Below are 14,964 nucleotides of genomic sequence, written 5' to 3'. Positions count from 1 at the left end.
TTTGTTACTTCTGCTCAGGGGCGGTCCCCTTCACATGTTTTTTGATGGATTTATAGAAGAACGAGCCGATGGACACCAGTGCCAGCAGCAGGAACAGCAGGCTGAAAGGTCGTGTCACGAAAATGGACAGGGATCCGCCCGACAGGATCATGGAGTTGCGGAAATTTGTTTCCACCAAATCTCCCAGAACGACGCCCAGGATGATCGGCACCACGGAAAAGCCCAGCTTCCGAAGCAGGAACGAGGCGACACCGATGCATGCTGCCAGCAGCACATGGAAGGTGCTGCCCTCATTGGAATAGACGCCTGCGATGCAGTAGACGATGATCAATGCGCTCATCAGCTCATAGGGAATCCGGGAGATATTGGAGTACAGCGGCGTCAGGGCCAGGCCGAACACCAGCATAAGAACGTTGACAAACAACAGACCCAGCATGATTCCGTACAGGGTACCCGGGTGATCCCTGAACAAAGCGGGGCCAGGGATCATGCCCTGCAGCATAAAGGCGCCGATCAAGATAGCCGTGCAGCCGTCGCCGGGGATGCCCAGGGTCATCAAAGGAATCAGCGTAGAACCGGTAGTGGCGTTGTTTGCTGCCTCGGAGGCTGCCACGCCCTCAATCTCACCCTTGCCGAAGTTATCGCCGTGTTTGGACATTTTCTTGGCCTGGTCATAGCTGATAAACGCGGCGATGCCGCCGCCGGTGCCGGGCGTTGCGCCGACAACCGTGCCGATGACGCTGGAGACCACCCACGCCCGGAAGCATTGCTTGATTTCCTTCCAGGTGACCCGCTCCTGACTGATCTTAATCTTCGCCTTTCTGGCAGGGTCGTTTTTGGGGTCATAATTGGAACGACTCAGCAGTTCGGCCAGCGCAAAGAGACCCACCAGGACAGCCAGAAGCGGAATGCCGCCGGCCAGCTTGCGGTTTCCGAATGCGAAGCGGATCACACCGCTGACGCTGTCCTGGCCAATCAGGGCAATGAAGATACCGATGACGCCGCCCATGATGCCTTTGATGATGTTGTCGCCGGAGATGCTGGCGATGATGCTCAGCCCGAAGAAGGTAATGCAGAAGTACTCAGGCGGGCCGAAAGTCTGCGCCACCCGCGCAATAGCGGGCGCGGCAAACAGACAAATCAGCGCACTGACGATGCCGCCGAAGAACGAGGAGTACAGTGCCATTTGCAGAGCTTTCAGCGACTTCCCCTGCAGCGTCATGGGATAGCCGTCCAGCGTGGTAGCTGCATTGGCAGGAGTACCGGGGGTATTGATCAGAATCGCGGTGATGGAGCCGCCATAAGTACCTCCGCAGTAGATGCCCAGCAGTAGCATCATGGCGGGGATCGGATCCATTGCGTAAGTCAGCGGCAGGCAGAGGATAATGCCGATATCCGCCGTCATGCCGGGGATCGCGCCGATCACAATGCCGGACAGAAGGCCGAGCGCAATCATCAGAATGCTTTGCCAGGAGGCGGCCATCTCAAGGCCAGCCAGAATATAGTCTAACATTTCTCAGCACCTCCCTATGGCAGTGTGACGTTGATGGCTCGGAACGCAAAGTACGCAAGAAACACATTTGCACTGGCAATCAAGTAGAACCACCACTTCCGCGTACCAAAATAGGCCAGAATACCGTTTGCCAGCAACAGCGATGCGATGATGAACCCGATTCGGGGCATCAGGACTGCATACGCCAGCAGCATAGCGATATAAATAGCAGGCTTCAGCCGCTTGAGAGATTCCTTTTGGAATAGTGCCGTGCTGATGTAGTATTCCTTTTTGTCTTTGGACAACAGCCCCTGCGCCAAAAGGATCACACTGCATGCAAGCAGAATGCGGATCAGTAAAGTAGGGACCGTTGCCGCAGTCATGCTGCCCGTTTCATAGGTTTTGATCTGCGACGGGATCAAAACATGCAGGATAACGGATATGACCAGAAATATCGCGCCGGTGACCATGTTGGAGTTTAGTTTGATTTTCATGTTCTCACCCTTCACATGCCACTCTCTCAAGCGGCTTTGCTTTTCTGCTGCCGTTTATTTGCTCTCCAACAGCTCTACGTACCGCTCCATGCTGTCCATCTGGTTTTCAATAAAGGTCTGGACTTCATCACCCTTGGCATCCCACAGGTTATAGCCCATCTCCTTCAGATAGTCGGTGAAGTCGGGATCGGCATAGACCTCATCCAGCATGGCGTTGAGCTTGTCAATGATCTCCTGAGGCGTGTCAGAACGAATGGCGAGGCAGTCCATACCACCGAAGATGGCGTCAATGCCCCAGTTCTCCATACACTTCACGGTACCGAACTTGGTTTCAACATCCTCGGGATAGAAGGTAGCAACGGCCAGAGCGGTGCCCTCTTCCTGGAACGCATAATAGGAAGGAGGCGTGCACAGGCCCAGGTCCACCTGACCGGAGGCAATGGCGTTCACAACCTCAGCCTCGCTGCCAAGAACAACGGGTTCAGCTTCAATACCCATGGAGATGAAGGCAGCGGAAGACACCACATACTGGTCACCACCCGGGCCGGAGGAAGTGGCATAGGTGAGCTTGTGGCTCTTACCATACTCCAGAATGTCGTCAAAGGACTGGAAGCCCGTGGTCTTGGGATTGGTCACGACCATCAGAGACACGGTACGCATACCGCGCAGCATGGTGAAGTCATCCAGCGTATACTGCACGTCCACGTATTTGGGAGTCAGAGAGAACAGAGGACCGTTGGCAGTGACCAGCGTATAGCCGTCTGCTGCTGCGTCAAAAGCGTCACCCATACCAATCGTGCCGGACGCACCGGTATGGTTCTCAACGATGATAGGCTGGTCAAAGTATTTTTCAGCAACCTGCGTGATCTTACGGGCAATGGTATCGGCACCGCCGCCTACGCCCCAGGGGCAGATGATGGTGACCGTCTTGTTGGGATAGTCGCTGGAAGCGCTGGGTTCTTCTGCCTGAGAGCTGCCGGAAGTATTTTCGGGTACTGTGCTGCTTGCTGTTTTTCCGCCGCAAGCCGTCAATGCCGTCAGCATGAGAGCCAGGGCCAGCAGGAATGCAAATCTCTTCTTCATTTTCATTGTTCCGCTCCTTCATAAAATTTATATCTGCATCGCTCTCGCGATTGCATACGTATTCATGTGCATAAAAAATGAGAAATCTCATTTTTTATCAAGTAAGAACGTGTCCCGCACGATCAGCTTTTCGTCCAGAAAATGGCGATAAGATTTCGGCGCCTTTTTCTCGGTCACGCTCAATACCCACTCAGCTGTCATGGATATGATCTGGTCGTAGTCGATGGCGACCGTAGTCAACTGCGGGTGGAACCATCGCCCCATTACCACATTATCCACGCCGATGACCGCCACATCCTCCGGGACACGAATTCCGCTCTGCTTGAGAGCTTCCAATGTTCCCAGTGCAAGCATATCGTTCTGCGCAAAGACAGCCGTGCCGGGTGTAAATAAGTCGGTGTGCGCAAGTGTGACCTGCTCCGCAGTCTCCAGCTGATAATTGGCGCAAAGTATATGGTCCTCCGGCATCGTAACCCCATATGCAGCCAGAGCCGAAGCAAAACCAGCGTGCTTATTGACCACGTCAATACGCTGTGCAGGACCTGTGATCTCCACAAAGTTTCGATATCCGGCTTCGCAGAAACTCTTTCCAACCAAATAACCGATTTTGGTATGGCGGGGAGCAATCATAAAAGGCTCCTCCGAGAATTCATTGGTGTCGTAAATAAAAATATAGGGGATGCGTGTTTCCTCCAGCAGCGTTCTCACGCGCTCACTGACACTTTGCCGGTTAAAAATCAAGGCATCGTAGCGCCGGTTGCCGATGCTCTTTTCGATGGAGGATGTCTCCCCCTCCACAAGATCATCAAACACAGGAACAACGTCAATGCCGTGCTCCAGAAGCTGCATACGTATGCGATAGTATAAATCACTTTGGATATAGTGATTGGCAAAGCCGGAAAAATCCTCGGAAAAGACGTATCCAACCACTCCCGTACGGTTTGTTTTCAGACCACGGGCATTAGTGTTGAACTGAAAGGAATATTCCTCGGCGATCTTTTTCACCCTGGCCTTGGTCTCGTCGGACACCAAGGGGCTGTCATTCAGGCAACGCGACACGGTGGACTGGGATACGCCGGCAAGCTTTGCCAACTCAACAGAAGTAATGGTCTTCACAGATACGCCTCACTTTGCATACGTATGTAATTCCTTTGACTGTGTTATAACACGGCCTAACCAAGAACGCAATCCCCTTTTTGCTTATTTCTATTTTTTCAGCCTTGTTCACAATGTCTTTTGACTTTTTTATACATTTTGGATAATAGTGCGCTTTGCATTTGAATGGTATGCTTTCGATAAATTTACAGCTTTTATTGTTGCATTCGTTTTGTTGAAATAATTTTCTATCATTTTCTGGGGTATGGAAGGTGCAGTACGCGTAATCAGAGCCTTGATCCTTCTCTCGACATTTGCTCTATCATTTTAAGTGACTGCGAGGTTTACTTGCTTTTGTTACTATTCGTCTTGTTCATATACTTCCCCACCATTTGATGGAGTAGGGGTGGTACAGAGCAAGTTGCCTGAGCCGGGAAGAAATACTTGACAATCGTTCCGGTTCAAGTTACTATCACGGCGACAAGGTTTGCTCTCGAGAAAAAGCCCCGGCTCCGCCTGATTCGGCGGAGCCGGGGCTTTGACCAATACGCTGACCAATATCAGAAAATCAGCGGGTGGACACAGTGGACAAGGCACTTGCTATGCCCTTCAAAAAGCGGGGTCAAAAGTGCCGGAAAGCACCCAATAGCAGGGCTTTGACGTCCCGACGTATCTTCACACGCAGGAGGTCACTGGTTCGAGTCCAGTAGTCTCCACCAAAGGAAACCTTAGAACCGCAACGGTTCTAAGGTTTTTTCCTTTTTCCAGTTTTCTTGGTTTGGTCGCTCTCTGGTCGTTCTTCTTCAAGTTTTGACATTTCCGCATGGAGCTTCTCCAGATCGGTCTGGATGTAGATATCGCTGGTCACGTCAAAGTCCGCGTGGCCGAGGATCTTAGTCAGGGTATCGTTATCAATGCCCAGGCTGTGGCCCCGGGTGGCCAGCGTATACCGACAGCTGTGGGGCTTCATGGGCCGCTCGGCGGTCCGTATGCCCAGCCGCTCCAGTGTGGGGTAGTAATCCCGCCTGCGGAAGTTCCCGGCCGCCTGGTTGCCCTCGTAGCCGCTGAGGAACAGCTCCCCGCTGGCCCTCTCGTAGAAGTACCGCACAAAGGGGCGGATCTTCGGCACGATGGGCACGATGCGGCCCTTGCCGGCCTCCGTTTTCTCGCCGCCCTGGAACGTCCACTTTTCTATGTCCACCCCGCTGAGGGGCATCCCCATCAGCTCCTGGATGCGGAAGCCGGTGTAAAGGAAGATGGCGATGATCTTGGAGGTTTCACAGGTGGCGGCATCCTTTATGATAGCCTCGATCTCAGCCTTTGTAAATACATCCCGCTTGACCTTTTTCTGCTTTGACAGCTTCAGGAAATTGGCATAGTTCCGGTCGATCACATTTTTCTCCATGGCCAGCTGGCAGAGCAGGCTGTACATGCTCCGTATCTTTTCCTGCTGCGACCGGGAGCGCCCCTTCTCGATCTCCAGATCCACCAGAGGCTGGATCGTCTCGGTGTTGACCTCCCGCATCTTCATGCCCTTCACTGATTCAAACTTGGGCCAGATGGTGTCATAGCTCTCCTTCCCTTTTTCGCTCAGATCGGGATAGTCCCGCTGCAGCCAAAGTGCGTGGAAGTCATCCAGCGTCATGTTGACGGTCTCGGGGCGGTACTGCTTGCCGTTGATCTTGTCCAGGAATTTCTGGGCCTCCTCCATCGTGGGAAAGTCCCCCAGGCGCTTACCGCCCTTCTCCACGCGGTACGGCTTCGTCCGGCGGACGTCGTTCAGCTTTCGGATCGAGCCGGTCCCCCGGGGCCGCAGCCGGGCGCGGCGCTGCTTGCGCTGATAGACTTTTCCACAGTAGCAGCACAGGGCCGCATCGTCGGGGATCTCACGGTTACACTTTTTACAGACCATTGTGCCGCCTCCCTTCTGCCCAAAAATAAAACGTTTGTTCGATTGCATGATGATAGAAAAGCCGCCCGCCTGGGGCGGCCTTTTTTATTCTTTAGTGAGCAAGTTACTAAGAGACTTTGCAAGATTTTCAGCAAATTCGCCCGTCATCACCAGTCCAGCAACAGGGATGACTTGGACTTCAAATTCATCTGGAGAGACTGTAGCGGACTCAGGAATAGTAGGAACATTTTGAGCAAAGTTAATTATAACTTCACTCTTATCCTCATTCATAGCGATGAAAAATTTGTTTACATACTGTTGCATGGTAAATACCTCCTATCGCTTCATGCTCGCATCAATGAATAATTGTTGCTGGTACTCTGAACTGACCAAGTTAAATTAGAAGAAGAACTAGAGCGGCGCCAAGTTTTTGCATAGGAAGTTCCACTAGCAGCAACATGGTATGGAGCGTCGGCTGATACATATGGGGATCTCATTTTGATTCCTAATTTAAGCGCAATATTTACGAGGGTTTTGAGGGTAAAATTCACATCACCGGTTTCCCAACGAGAGACCAGTGCTTGAGTGACATCCAATGCGGTTGCTAAATCTTTTTGACTCATGCCCTTTGCAATTCTGGCGGAGGTAATAGTAGCAGCAAGTTCACCTTGTATAGCCGATAGAAGAAGATCTGCATCTGAGATACTTTCTGTGAGTGCAGAAAGCAATGCCTTCAAGTTTGTATTATTTTTCATTCCTGTACTCCTTTTGCCGTTCGCTGAAGCGCCTTCTCGCAGTTGGGATTTTCGAGGTATAGTCGGTTTTTTTCTTGCCTCCTCTTTCATAAAAAGCTAAGAGCAATGTCGGGGATCCATCTGGGAAAAAGGCATATAAAATTCTGATGTTAAACGGTGCACTTGATACATGCATACTATAAATACCGTCCTCAACACACTCGTACTCCTTATGAAGATTTATAGCATTCGCTCCGTGCTCCAAAAGAAAAGTTAATCTAGCCACCAGTAAAGCGAAAAATTTAGCCTCATACCCAGATCCAACAATTTTAGAAACTACTTCACTGACAAGGCGGGGATGGATGTCGATATCAGAGAATACCTCAATTAGATATTCTATTATTTCTTTCTTATTCATAGTGTTTCCCTTATTTGCATTTTATAACTTAAAAGTTATAAATGCAACTGTCAAACAATCTAAAATATTACTTGGAAATCTATGCGTACTTCTGATATCCCACAGATTTTGCTGGTGATATTGACCACTTCTCTCATAATCTAGGCATCATGGGGCCAGAATATGCATGCTTCCGTACAACAAAGCAATTAGAGGTTGCCCTATTTTAGCTAACGAAAAGCCGCCCGCCTGGGGCGGCTTTTTCATTGATCGGGATTTTTATTGAAGTTCTTCCTCTTCCAGTTCCCGCAGATATGCTTCCCGTTCCAGATGCTTTTTCAGCTCAATACTCGCTTCGATCCGCTCTTTTTCGGCGGCTTCCTCCGCGGCCCGCCGCTGCTCCGCCCGGCGCTCCAGGTCGGCCACAAAGGCCCGCATACAGTCCGGGCACAGCCCCTCTTTGGAGATCCGGAGGAAAAGCCCTTGCTTTCCGCACTTTACACACTTGCCCATATGTACCCTCACCTGTGCCCGATTCGAACACGTTATTGCGCTTTCTTCAGCTCGGCCACTTCCTGGGACAGGGCCTTGATGACGGACTTCATAAAGGCCATCTCGTCCTCCAGCGCCTCCACGCGGCTCTTGGGAGCCAGAGTCTCCAGGATGGTCTTCTGGCCTTCAGCCAGGGCCTGGAGCTGGGGGAACACTTGGTTTTCCAGCGTGAGGTTGATGTTGCGAAGCTCGTCGCCCTGGCGCTCAAGCAACTCACTGTGTTTTTCCAGAAGTTCACTATGCTTTTCCAGAAGTTCACTATGCTTTTCCAGCAATTTACCTTGGTTTTCCAGCAGGGATAGAATCTTTTCTTCGTTGGTCATGTTACGTCTCCTATGTAAATGGACGAGAGGATATCATTCTTCGGCAGGGTTTTCCTTGGGCACAGCGGGCTTTGCGACGGGCTTCAAAGCCTTGGCAACCTTCTTCTTGGCCTCTGCGGCCTTGTCAGCGTCCAGCACTTCCCGTTTGAGGATCTCATTGGCGATAATATCATAAATCTCTTCATTGCTTACCTTGCTGTCAGCGCCCATTTTCTTTAGGACTTTTTTGACCGCGTCGGTGACCGGCTCACTGAGCAGGACCTGACCGATAGTAAACTTATTGAGGAGCTGTTTCTGGGTGTGATAGTCTTCCAGGAAAGATGCCTTACTGGATTTCGTCATGGCCTCTCTGGTCAGGCAGTAGATCTGCTCCAGATCACCAGCCTTTTTGACGCTCATAGCAGTCAAGTCAAATTCATATACAAGCTCCGTGTTGATAGGCTTAGCGAAAATGATTTTATAAATCTTCCACTGGACGCCGTTGGTGAGAACGACCCAATCTACGCCGGAGTTGGAGCCGTAGTCCACCGCCTGCTTGATATGCTGCGCTTTCAGGTCCAAGCCCGCCGCCTTGACCTCAATGAGGATGCGGGGGGTGTTGTCCAGCTTGATGGCAAGGTCGCAGTAAGTGTGCTTGATAGCGTATTCGGAGGTGATTTCTACGTACTTGTTATACCCGAAAATATCAGCGAGAATATCCATCAAGATCGTGACAGTGTCGCTCTCGTTGATATCCTGATCTCTGGCCCGTATCAGAATTGGCTGATAGCGTTTTAAACCAGCGGCAATGCGGTCCTTGACTTTTGCGGGGACAGTAATCATAAAACTTCCTCCCACCCGTGCCCGATTCGGGCACATTTTTTATTTTGTCCGCCCTCCGGCGGGGAATTACAGTGTGAACTCGACCTTGACCACACGGCCGATGACCCGGACCTTCGTCTTTGCCGTGTCGTAGATTTGTGGAATATGCTCCGGATTGGTAGACTGCGGCATCAGCGTGACAGTGCTGCCGGTGGCGTAGAAGCGCTTTACAGTGGCATCCTCCTCCCCCACCATGACCACGGCCACCTGGCCGTTCTCCACCTCGTCCTGCCGCCGGGCGATGATCAGATAGCCGTCCAGTATCCCCAGCGCGTTCATGCTGTCGCCGTGGACCCGCAGGGCAAAATACTCTGCGCCGCCGTTAAGATCTGTGACGGTGTAGCCCTCGATATGCTGCTCGGCATAGAGCGGCAGACCGGCGGAGATGTAGCCCAGGATCGGGATGCGGTGGAAGGTCCCAAGGTCCAGCTTTACGGCGTTGCTGGGCAGTCCGTCTTCGGCATCCAGGGCAGGCCTTGTTTTGGGGCCGTTGCCAGTCAGCAGGTATTCTGTGGTGGTATTCAGGACCTCGGCGATTTGAGCGAGATACTTCGAATACGATGCAGACTTACGGCGGCGCCAGTTGCTGGCAGTGTCATCGGAGACACCAACCGCCGCTGCAAACGCCTGTTGCTCCATATCTGTCTTATCCAAGAGGGCAAAAATGCGGTCTACTGTGTCCATTGGAATCACCACCTAAACGCAAAATTTTCGGTTACTAGATTGTTTACATTTCACAAAACCGAAGAAATTTCTATTATAAGATTGACAACCGAAGAAACTTCGTTTATATTTATAGCCACAAGGTAAACAGCTTCAAGAAAACAAACAAGAAAGAAAGGAGGCACGACAATGGATTTGAAATCAGCTATTGAGCAGGCATCCGTAGGCGGGGAAGAAATCAAACGAGCCAATTGGCAGCAGGCCAGTATCCAGATCCTCAATTTTGCAGGCAGAACGGAACTGTGCTGTTATGGTCAGCCATGGGCACCAACGTATGAGGACATCCTTGCAGCAGATTGGGAGCTTGTCTCTTCCAGAGGCAGAACCACGGAGCCTCATGACAACAGAACTGTGGAAATTCAACCGGTCAAACCGGTTAAAGAGCCGGGTTTTCTGCTGCCCATTTTGCTATCAGCCGCAACAACTCTGGTATTCCATGCAGTGCTGCAGTTGTTAGGATGGTTACAACAATGGGCGTAAGAATGCTTTTTTTTAAAAACGCCGCGGTATCCAGTCTTTGCAATTCCCGATAATGAAGCCCTTTGTGATCGAGGGAGAACCGAAGCGGCCGGCCATGCTGATCGCAGGTATAGATGATATAGTTTCCGGCATTCAGGCTGCGGACAGCGGCCCGCACGGTTTCTTTGTCCGTGCCGATTTTGTCCGCGATTTTCTTCAAATCCTCGTCAAAATCGTAAAAGCGTTTGCTGGGGCATTCCCCGTTGGCATTCATGTATTCCAAAATTTTTCTGTTGGTTTTATCAAGCATAGCAAACCCCCTTATTCCAGGCCCAGCACACGGCGGACAGCGGCTTGCAGTTCCGGCGCGGCCTGCTGGTAAGCGTCCAGCATCTGCCGATCCGCTAGGGACAGCGTGCCCGAATTGGACACAGCGGCAGCTTTAGACTTAGGGCCGTTGCCGGTCAGCAGGTATTCTGTGGTGGTGTTCAGGGCCTCGGCAATCTGAGGTAAACGCCGATTGTAGGATTTTGTAACACCTATGCGCCACTGGCTTACCTTTGATGGGGTCTCTCCAATAGCTAAAGCAAATGCCTTTTGTTCAGGGTACAGCTCGTCGACCAGGGCGAATATTCTTTCTGCAATGGAATCCAATGGACTCACCTCCAGAAATTCAACAAATTGCAATTATTGAATTTGTGAGATACAACAAACATTCAATAATTGAAATAAATTAATTGACAGATTCAAAAATTGCGATTATATTTATAACCACAAGGCAAACAGCTTCAAGAAAACAACCAAGACAGAAAGGAAGCACTTTTATGGAAAGGTGTGTACATATCTCCATCGACACTGTGGAATTGGACATTGCAATCAAAAAGGCCGAACAGCTTGTTGAAATTCTTCGGGAAGCGCAACAGCTTACAGGCATCTCTAAAAATGGGTCAGAGACCTAGCTTTTTGCAAATGTATTGCTCGGTTGCTTCACCCAGCATCTCTTCCCAGTTTTTGAACTTTGTTACTGAAGCAATATGCTTGTCAAAATCCGCATCAGGAATCGCTTCAAAATCCTCATTGGATTTGACTTTGAAACCGCCTGCTGCCAAGAGTTCATCAAACGAAGAAAATTTTGTGAACTTCTGCATAAAAGGCACAGTGAAAAGTTCACTAAAGGAAACATCATGTTGACCGTCCAACTCTTTGGCGCCTTTTTCCATTCGTTTTAATTGCTTTTCCAGTTTATCAAATCCCTTAATTTCAAAAGTTCCCATGGTGCAAACTCCTTTTGCCGTTTTTTGTAAACGCAGCTACAAGCTAAATATAACACAGGGGAACAGGGGTTTCAAGAAGAAAAGAAAGGGGGTGGGTTTATGACCAGAGTTAAGCAGCTACGGGAGGCCGCCGGTATGAAGCAGTACGAGCTGGCGGCCAAGGTGGGCGTCAAGGGTTCCTCCGTTTTCAAGTGGGAAAACGGTGTGGGTTTCCCGTCCGCTGAAAACCTGCTGGTGCTGGCCGATATTTTCGGCGTCAGCACGGACTACATTCTGGGCCGGGAGCCGGTCCAGGAGGGACAGAATACCGCATGAGAGGAGAATTATTATGCTGATTATCGAGACTATGACCCTGAATCAAGTGGTGGCCCGGCTGCGGGCCCTGGGCATCCGAACGACGGAGCTGAAGGTGGAGGCGGCGCTCCAGCGGGGCGTGTATCCCTGGGGTGTTTACATTCCCGGCGAAAAGCACGGCTGCTATGAGATCTACACCAAACTGTTTGACCAGTGGGTGGCTGAGCGGGCCACGGAAGTGGCCTCCTGAATATCACCATACCACAAAAAAGGAGGAATTGACCATGCCGGAAAACGGCACGAATATCTATCAAAAGGCCCGAAAAGAGGCCCATCTGACCCAGGAGCAGGCCGCTGAGCTGCTATACGTATCGGAGAAAACCGTGAAGGCTTGGGAGCGGGGCCAGCGGATACCGGGCAACGAGACGGCAGGCCGGATGGCGGAGGTCTACGGAGCGCCCTGGCTGGCCCTGGCTCACGCCCTAGCAGTGGCGGAGCCGCTGGGGGTGCTGCCGGATGGGATCTGCTTGAAGGACCTGGCCCAGGCGGTCCTGGGCTATGCGGATGCGATTTGGGCGGAAGCGGACAGGCTGCGGCTTCTTATGCGAATTGCGGCGGACAATGTGGTAGACGATCATGAGCGGGGCGAATTTCGAGAGCTTTGTACTGGTATCCGAAGAACGATTGCGGCCGGATATCAGGTTCTATACGCGCAGGCCCCGCCGAAAAGATGTCTGGGCATAAAAAGAGACCGCCCCGTGGCTGGCACCACAGAGCGGTCAAGGTTCCAGGACTTGCATCACAGGAACGATAGCAAAATTATTATAGCACATCTGTACGAGAATGCAAGCCCTAATTTTGCCGGGGAGGGGGTGACCTTCCCATGAGCGGTGAGGCGTTTGTATTCGTGCTGATTGGCGTGGCCTGGGCTGTGGCCCAGCTGTTCCGGATCATTGATGTGATTGAGAGAGGGTGAGGACTGTGACCTACGAGGAGCTGGAATCCGGGTATTACGCAACGATCCCACGCCCAGTTCTGGATGACGCGGAATTGCGTTGGCCTGCCATGGTCTTGTATGCGCATATCACAAGTTACACAAAAAATACCGGGTTTTGCTATGCAAAAAATGAAACGCTGATTCGGGAAATGACCAGGATAGACCCCAAAACAGGAGCGGTTAACGCCATAACAGAGCGGACGCTGCAATCACTGCTGGCAGAACTTCGGGAGCGGGGGCATATTCACATGGATACCGGTCCAATTCCCAAGAAAGACGGCGGCTTTAGGACCGGGAGAAGGATATTCATCGGCGCTCGTTTGGATGATATTCCAAAGGGTGAAGAAATTTTCACCCCCGAAAATAATTTCACCCAAGGGGTGAAAAAATCTTCACCCCATACTAATAAAGTAAAACAAAGAAGTAATAACCCCCTACCCCCTGCGCTGATCTGGGACGCGATTGAGGCGTACATCGGGGATGATCCGGAGTACCGTGCTGCCTTTGAGGCGTTCCTGGCAAACCGGGCGGCGCTGAAGAAACCGTTCAAAACCAAGCAGGCCGTCAGCATAGTCATCAACCGTCTGCGAAGGGTCAACAACCGGGAGGTGGAGATTGCCATGCTGAACAAAGCGGTGGAGTATGGCTGGATGACGGTCTATCCCCTGAAACCGGACGAGCTGCCACAGAATACAGCGGAATTATTCAACGAGGAGGGCGTCGATGGAATTTGAAAAAGCGATGCATGCGGCGTCACAGTACCTGACCTTCACAGATCGGTTTCTTGATCCCAAACTACCGCAGGGCCTTTGGTTTTGCGGCAACGTGGCGGAGGTGTCTGACATCCAGGTCAACGCCGTATGTCTCGGCTCCGGCTGTGAGTGGAACGACGTGGTAAAATGCCAGCCCTTTTTTGAGCACTGGGAGTACATCGTCATTGTGGAGCCCAATGCCATCGCCCGGGAGGAACTGGTCCGGGAGTTGCGGCCCTGGCTTCCGGCATCCCGCCTGTATGTGGTGCAGGACAGCGGCTTTCAAAATTGCCGGAGCATCCGCGAGTACATAGAGGCCCACGGTATCGCGGATCTCCCCCGCATCCTTTCTGGTGCGGTAGAACTTCCGGCCTACGGCATTTTGAATCTGGCCGACATCCAGAAGCGGGATATGACCAAGGTTCCCCGGACGCTGTCCCGCTTCGACCGGCTGGACAAGAGTATCGGCGGCTTTTTCGCCGGAGAACTGTCTGTCTGGACAGGCAAGCGCGGCTCCGGTAAGAGCACGATCCTAAGCCAGATCCTGCTGGAGGCGGTGGACCAGGGCCACGTGGTATGCGCATACTCGGGGGAATTGGATCAGTCGCAGTTTCGGGAGTGGGCATATCTTCAGGCCGCCGGACCGGACTATATCACGTACCGTGCCGATCCTATGACCGGGAAGCGGCTCCCCACCGTGGATGAAATGGCGGACCAGATGATCTCCGAATGGCTCAGCGAACGGTTCTGGCTCTTTGACCTGGAAAAAAACACCCGCCACGACCCGGAGGCGATCCTCAAGCAATTCGCGTATGCAAAAATGCGGTATAACGCAGATGTGTTCCTGGTGGACAACATCATGTCCGTGGATTTTGACTATAAGCGGGATTCGGATTTCAACCGCATCCAGTCCCAGTTCACGCAGATGCTGGCGACGTTTTCCAAGCGGCAGCATGTGCACACCCACCTTGTGGTACATCCCCGGAAAAGCACCAGCGACCAGAACGGCAAAGTTTCCGCCGATGATGTCAACGGCAGCGCCGATATTACGAACCGGGCGGATAATGTGTTTTTCCTGACAACCCATGCCTCTACAGATGACAAGGGCCAGCCGGAGACCAAGCCGCTGCTGATGACCCTGAAAAACCGGGACTTCGGTTCCCACATCAACCAGTGGCTGGATTTTGATAAGAAGTCCCGGCGATTCTTTGTGGACCGCACAGGAGATTCCAAGCGGCCCTATGGGTGGGATGCTGAGGCCAGACAGATGAAAATCACAGAAGATCGGGGCGACATCGACAGGGTTTTTCCAGAGGGTGAGAACAGTACATGAATATTGGGGACAAGCGGACGGAGCTTCCGTCACTGAACACCACATTTGGGGCTATCAAGTCCACGCCCATGGAGGGGCGGGTGGTGTACATCCACCCAGCAGGGCGGTTCTACACAGTGGAATTCACCTTTCCCCTGTCGGGTGAGAAGTTCCGGAAAAGCTATTTTTTTGAGGACCGGGCATAAGGCCCGGATGAGAGAGGATGCGAAA

At 51.9% G+C, this 14,964-nt stretch carries 21 protein-coding genes; 6 read left to right on the top strand and 15 right to left on the bottom strand.

Annotated elements, in window-relative coordinates; all coding sequences use genetic code 11:
* Positions 1-4 precede the first annotated feature (4 nt).
* The 15 genes from Q0Z71_RS00730 to Q0Z71_RS00660 all read right to left on the bottom strand — a co-directional run bounded on the left by Q0Z71_RS00730 (position 5) and on the right by Q0Z71_RS00660 (position 11,378).
* Positions 5-1,513 (bottom strand): tripartite tricarboxylate transporter permease, encoded by a 1,509-nt coding sequence (locus tag Q0Z71_RS00730; RefSeq protein ID WP_298016742.1) that lies wholly within the window; start codon positions 1,511-1,513, stop codon positions 5-7.
* A gap of 14 nt (positions 1,514-1,527) precedes the next feature.
* The gene (locus Q0Z71_RS00725; protein ID WP_298016739.1) at positions 1,528-1,986 is read right to left on the bottom strand and encodes a tripartite tricarboxylate transporter TctB family protein; all 459 of its coding nucleotides are present in this window, start codon (positions 1,984-1,986) and stop codon (positions 1,528-1,530) included.
* A gap of 54 nt (positions 1,987-2,040) precedes the next feature.
* Positions 2,041-3,069 (bottom strand): tripartite tricarboxylate transporter substrate binding protein, encoded by a 1,029-nt coding sequence (locus tag Q0Z71_RS00720; RefSeq protein ID WP_298016736.1) that lies wholly within the window; start codon positions 3,067-3,069, stop codon positions 2,041-2,043.
* An 87-nt stretch (positions 3,070-3,156) separates the two neighbouring features.
* Positions 3,157-4,185, bottom strand: a complete 1,029-nt coding sequence (locus Q0Z71_RS00715; protein WP_235230031.1) for a LacI family DNA-binding transcriptional regulator — start codon at positions 4,183-4,185, stop codon at positions 3,157-3,159.
* A 724-nt stretch (positions 4,186-4,909) separates the two neighbouring features.
* Positions 4,910-6,076, bottom strand: a complete 1,167-nt coding sequence (locus Q0Z71_RS00710; protein WP_298016732.1) for a site-specific integrase — start codon at positions 6,074-6,076, stop codon at positions 4,910-4,912.
* 84 nt (positions 6,077-6,160) lie between these two features.
* On the bottom strand, positions 6,161-6,379 hold the full coding sequence (locus Q0Z71_RS00705) for a hypothetical protein (protein WP_298016729.1): 219 nt from the start codon (positions 6,377-6,379) through the stop codon (positions 6,161-6,163).
* Between the two features lie 20 nt (positions 6,380-6,399).
* On the bottom strand, positions 6,400-6,810 hold the full coding sequence (locus Q0Z71_RS00700) for a helix-turn-helix transcriptional regulator (RefSeq protein WP_298016726.1): 411 nt from the start codon (positions 6,808-6,810) through the stop codon (positions 6,400-6,402).
* Positions 6,800-7,207 carry a hypothetical protein gene (locus Q0Z71_RS00695; protein ID WP_298016724.1) on the bottom strand — a complete coding sequence of 136 codons (408 nt, stop codon included), beginning with the start codon at positions 7,205-7,207 and terminating at the stop codon, positions 6,800-6,802. Before Q0Z71_RS00695 ends, Q0Z71_RS00700 begins: the two co-directional genes overlap by 11 nt.
* Positions 7,208-7,465: 258 nt before the next feature.
* Positions 7,466-7,699 (bottom strand): hypothetical protein, encoded by a 234-nt coding sequence (locus Q0Z71_RS00690; RefSeq protein ID WP_298016722.1) that lies wholly within the window; start codon positions 7,697-7,699, stop codon positions 7,466-7,468.
* A gap of 32 nt (positions 7,700-7,731) precedes the next feature.
* Positions 7,732-8,061, bottom strand: coding sequence for a hypothetical protein (locus Q0Z71_RS00685; RefSeq protein ID WP_298016720.1), 330 nt, complete (start codon positions 8,059-8,061; stop codon positions 7,732-7,734).
* A gap of 33 nt (positions 8,062-8,094) precedes the next feature.
* Complete coding sequence (locus tag Q0Z71_RS00680) at positions 8,095-8,883, bottom strand: type I restriction enzyme HsdR N-terminal domain-containing protein (protein ID WP_298016717.1); 789 nt, start codon at positions 8,881-8,883, stop codon at positions 8,095-8,097.
* 66 nt (positions 8,884-8,949) lie between these two features.
* The gene (locus Q0Z71_RS00675; protein ID WP_298016715.1) at positions 8,950-9,606 is read right to left on the bottom strand and encodes a LexA family transcriptional regulator; all 657 of its coding nucleotides are present in this window, start codon (positions 9,604-9,606) and stop codon (positions 8,950-8,952) included.
* Positions 9,607-10,021: 415 nt separating this feature from the next.
* The gene (locus Q0Z71_RS00670) at positions 10,022-10,414 is read right to left on the bottom strand and encodes a hypothetical protein (RefSeq protein WP_298016713.1); all 393 of its coding nucleotides are present in this window, start codon (positions 10,412-10,414) and stop codon (positions 10,022-10,024) included.
* An 11-nt stretch (positions 10,415-10,425) separates the two neighbouring features.
* Positions 10,426-10,758, bottom strand: coding sequence for a hypothetical protein (locus tag Q0Z71_RS00665; protein ID WP_298016709.1), 333 nt, complete (start codon positions 10,756-10,758; stop codon positions 10,426-10,428).
* Between the two features lie 293 nt (positions 10,759-11,051).
* Complete coding sequence (locus Q0Z71_RS00660; RefSeq protein WP_298016706.1) at positions 11,052-11,378, bottom strand: hypothetical protein; 327 nt, start codon at positions 11,376-11,378, stop codon at positions 11,052-11,054.
* 99 nt (positions 11,379-11,477) lie between these two features.
* On the opposite strand from Q0Z71_RS00660, the gene Q0Z71_RS00655 reads away from it, so the two are divergent.
* The 6 genes from Q0Z71_RS00655 to Q0Z71_RS00630 all read left to right on the top strand — a co-directional run bounded on the left by Q0Z71_RS00655 (position 11,478) and on the right by Q0Z71_RS00630 (position 14,939).
* Positions 11,478-11,693, top strand: coding sequence for a helix-turn-helix domain-containing protein (locus Q0Z71_RS00655; RefSeq protein ID WP_298016704.1), 216 nt, complete (start codon positions 11,478-11,480; stop codon positions 11,691-11,693).
* A 13-nt stretch (positions 11,694-11,706) separates the two neighbouring features.
* Positions 11,707-11,922, top strand: coding sequence for a hypothetical protein (locus Q0Z71_RS00650; protein WP_298016702.1), 216 nt, complete (start codon positions 11,707-11,709; stop codon positions 11,920-11,922).
* 34 nt (positions 11,923-11,956) lie between these two features.
* Complete coding sequence (locus tag Q0Z71_RS00645) at positions 11,957-12,559, top strand: helix-turn-helix transcriptional regulator (RefSeq protein ID WP_298016699.1); 603 nt, start codon at positions 11,957-11,959, stop codon at positions 12,557-12,559.
* A 94-nt stretch (positions 12,560-12,653) separates the two neighbouring features.
* Complete coding sequence (locus Q0Z71_RS00640) at positions 12,654-13,403, top strand: hypothetical protein (protein ID WP_298016697.1); 750 nt, start codon at positions 12,654-12,656, stop codon at positions 13,401-13,403.
* Positions 13,393-14,754 carry an AAA family ATPase gene (locus Q0Z71_RS00635; RefSeq protein ID WP_298016695.1) on the top strand — a complete coding sequence of 454 codons (1,362 nt, stop codon included), beginning with the start codon at positions 13,393-13,395 and terminating at the stop codon, positions 14,752-14,754. The genes Q0Z71_RS00640 and Q0Z71_RS00635 overlap by 11 nt, the downstream gene beginning before the upstream one ends.
* Positions 14,751-14,939: a hypothetical protein gene (locus Q0Z71_RS00630; protein ID WP_298016693.1), complete on the top strand. Its 189-nt coding sequence runs from the start codon at positions 14,751-14,753 to the stop codon at positions 14,937-14,939. Before Q0Z71_RS00635 ends, Q0Z71_RS00630 begins: the two co-directional genes overlap by 4 nt.
* Positions 14,940-14,964 lie beyond the last annotated feature (25 nt).

The organism is uncultured Dysosmobacter sp., assembly GCF_947631635.1.
Lineage (GTDB): Bacteria > Bacillota > Clostridia > Oscillospirales > Oscillospiraceae > Oscillibacter.
The sequence above is the reverse complement of the archived record's forward strand: the minus strand, read 5'-3'. Positions and strand labels throughout refer to the sequence as shown.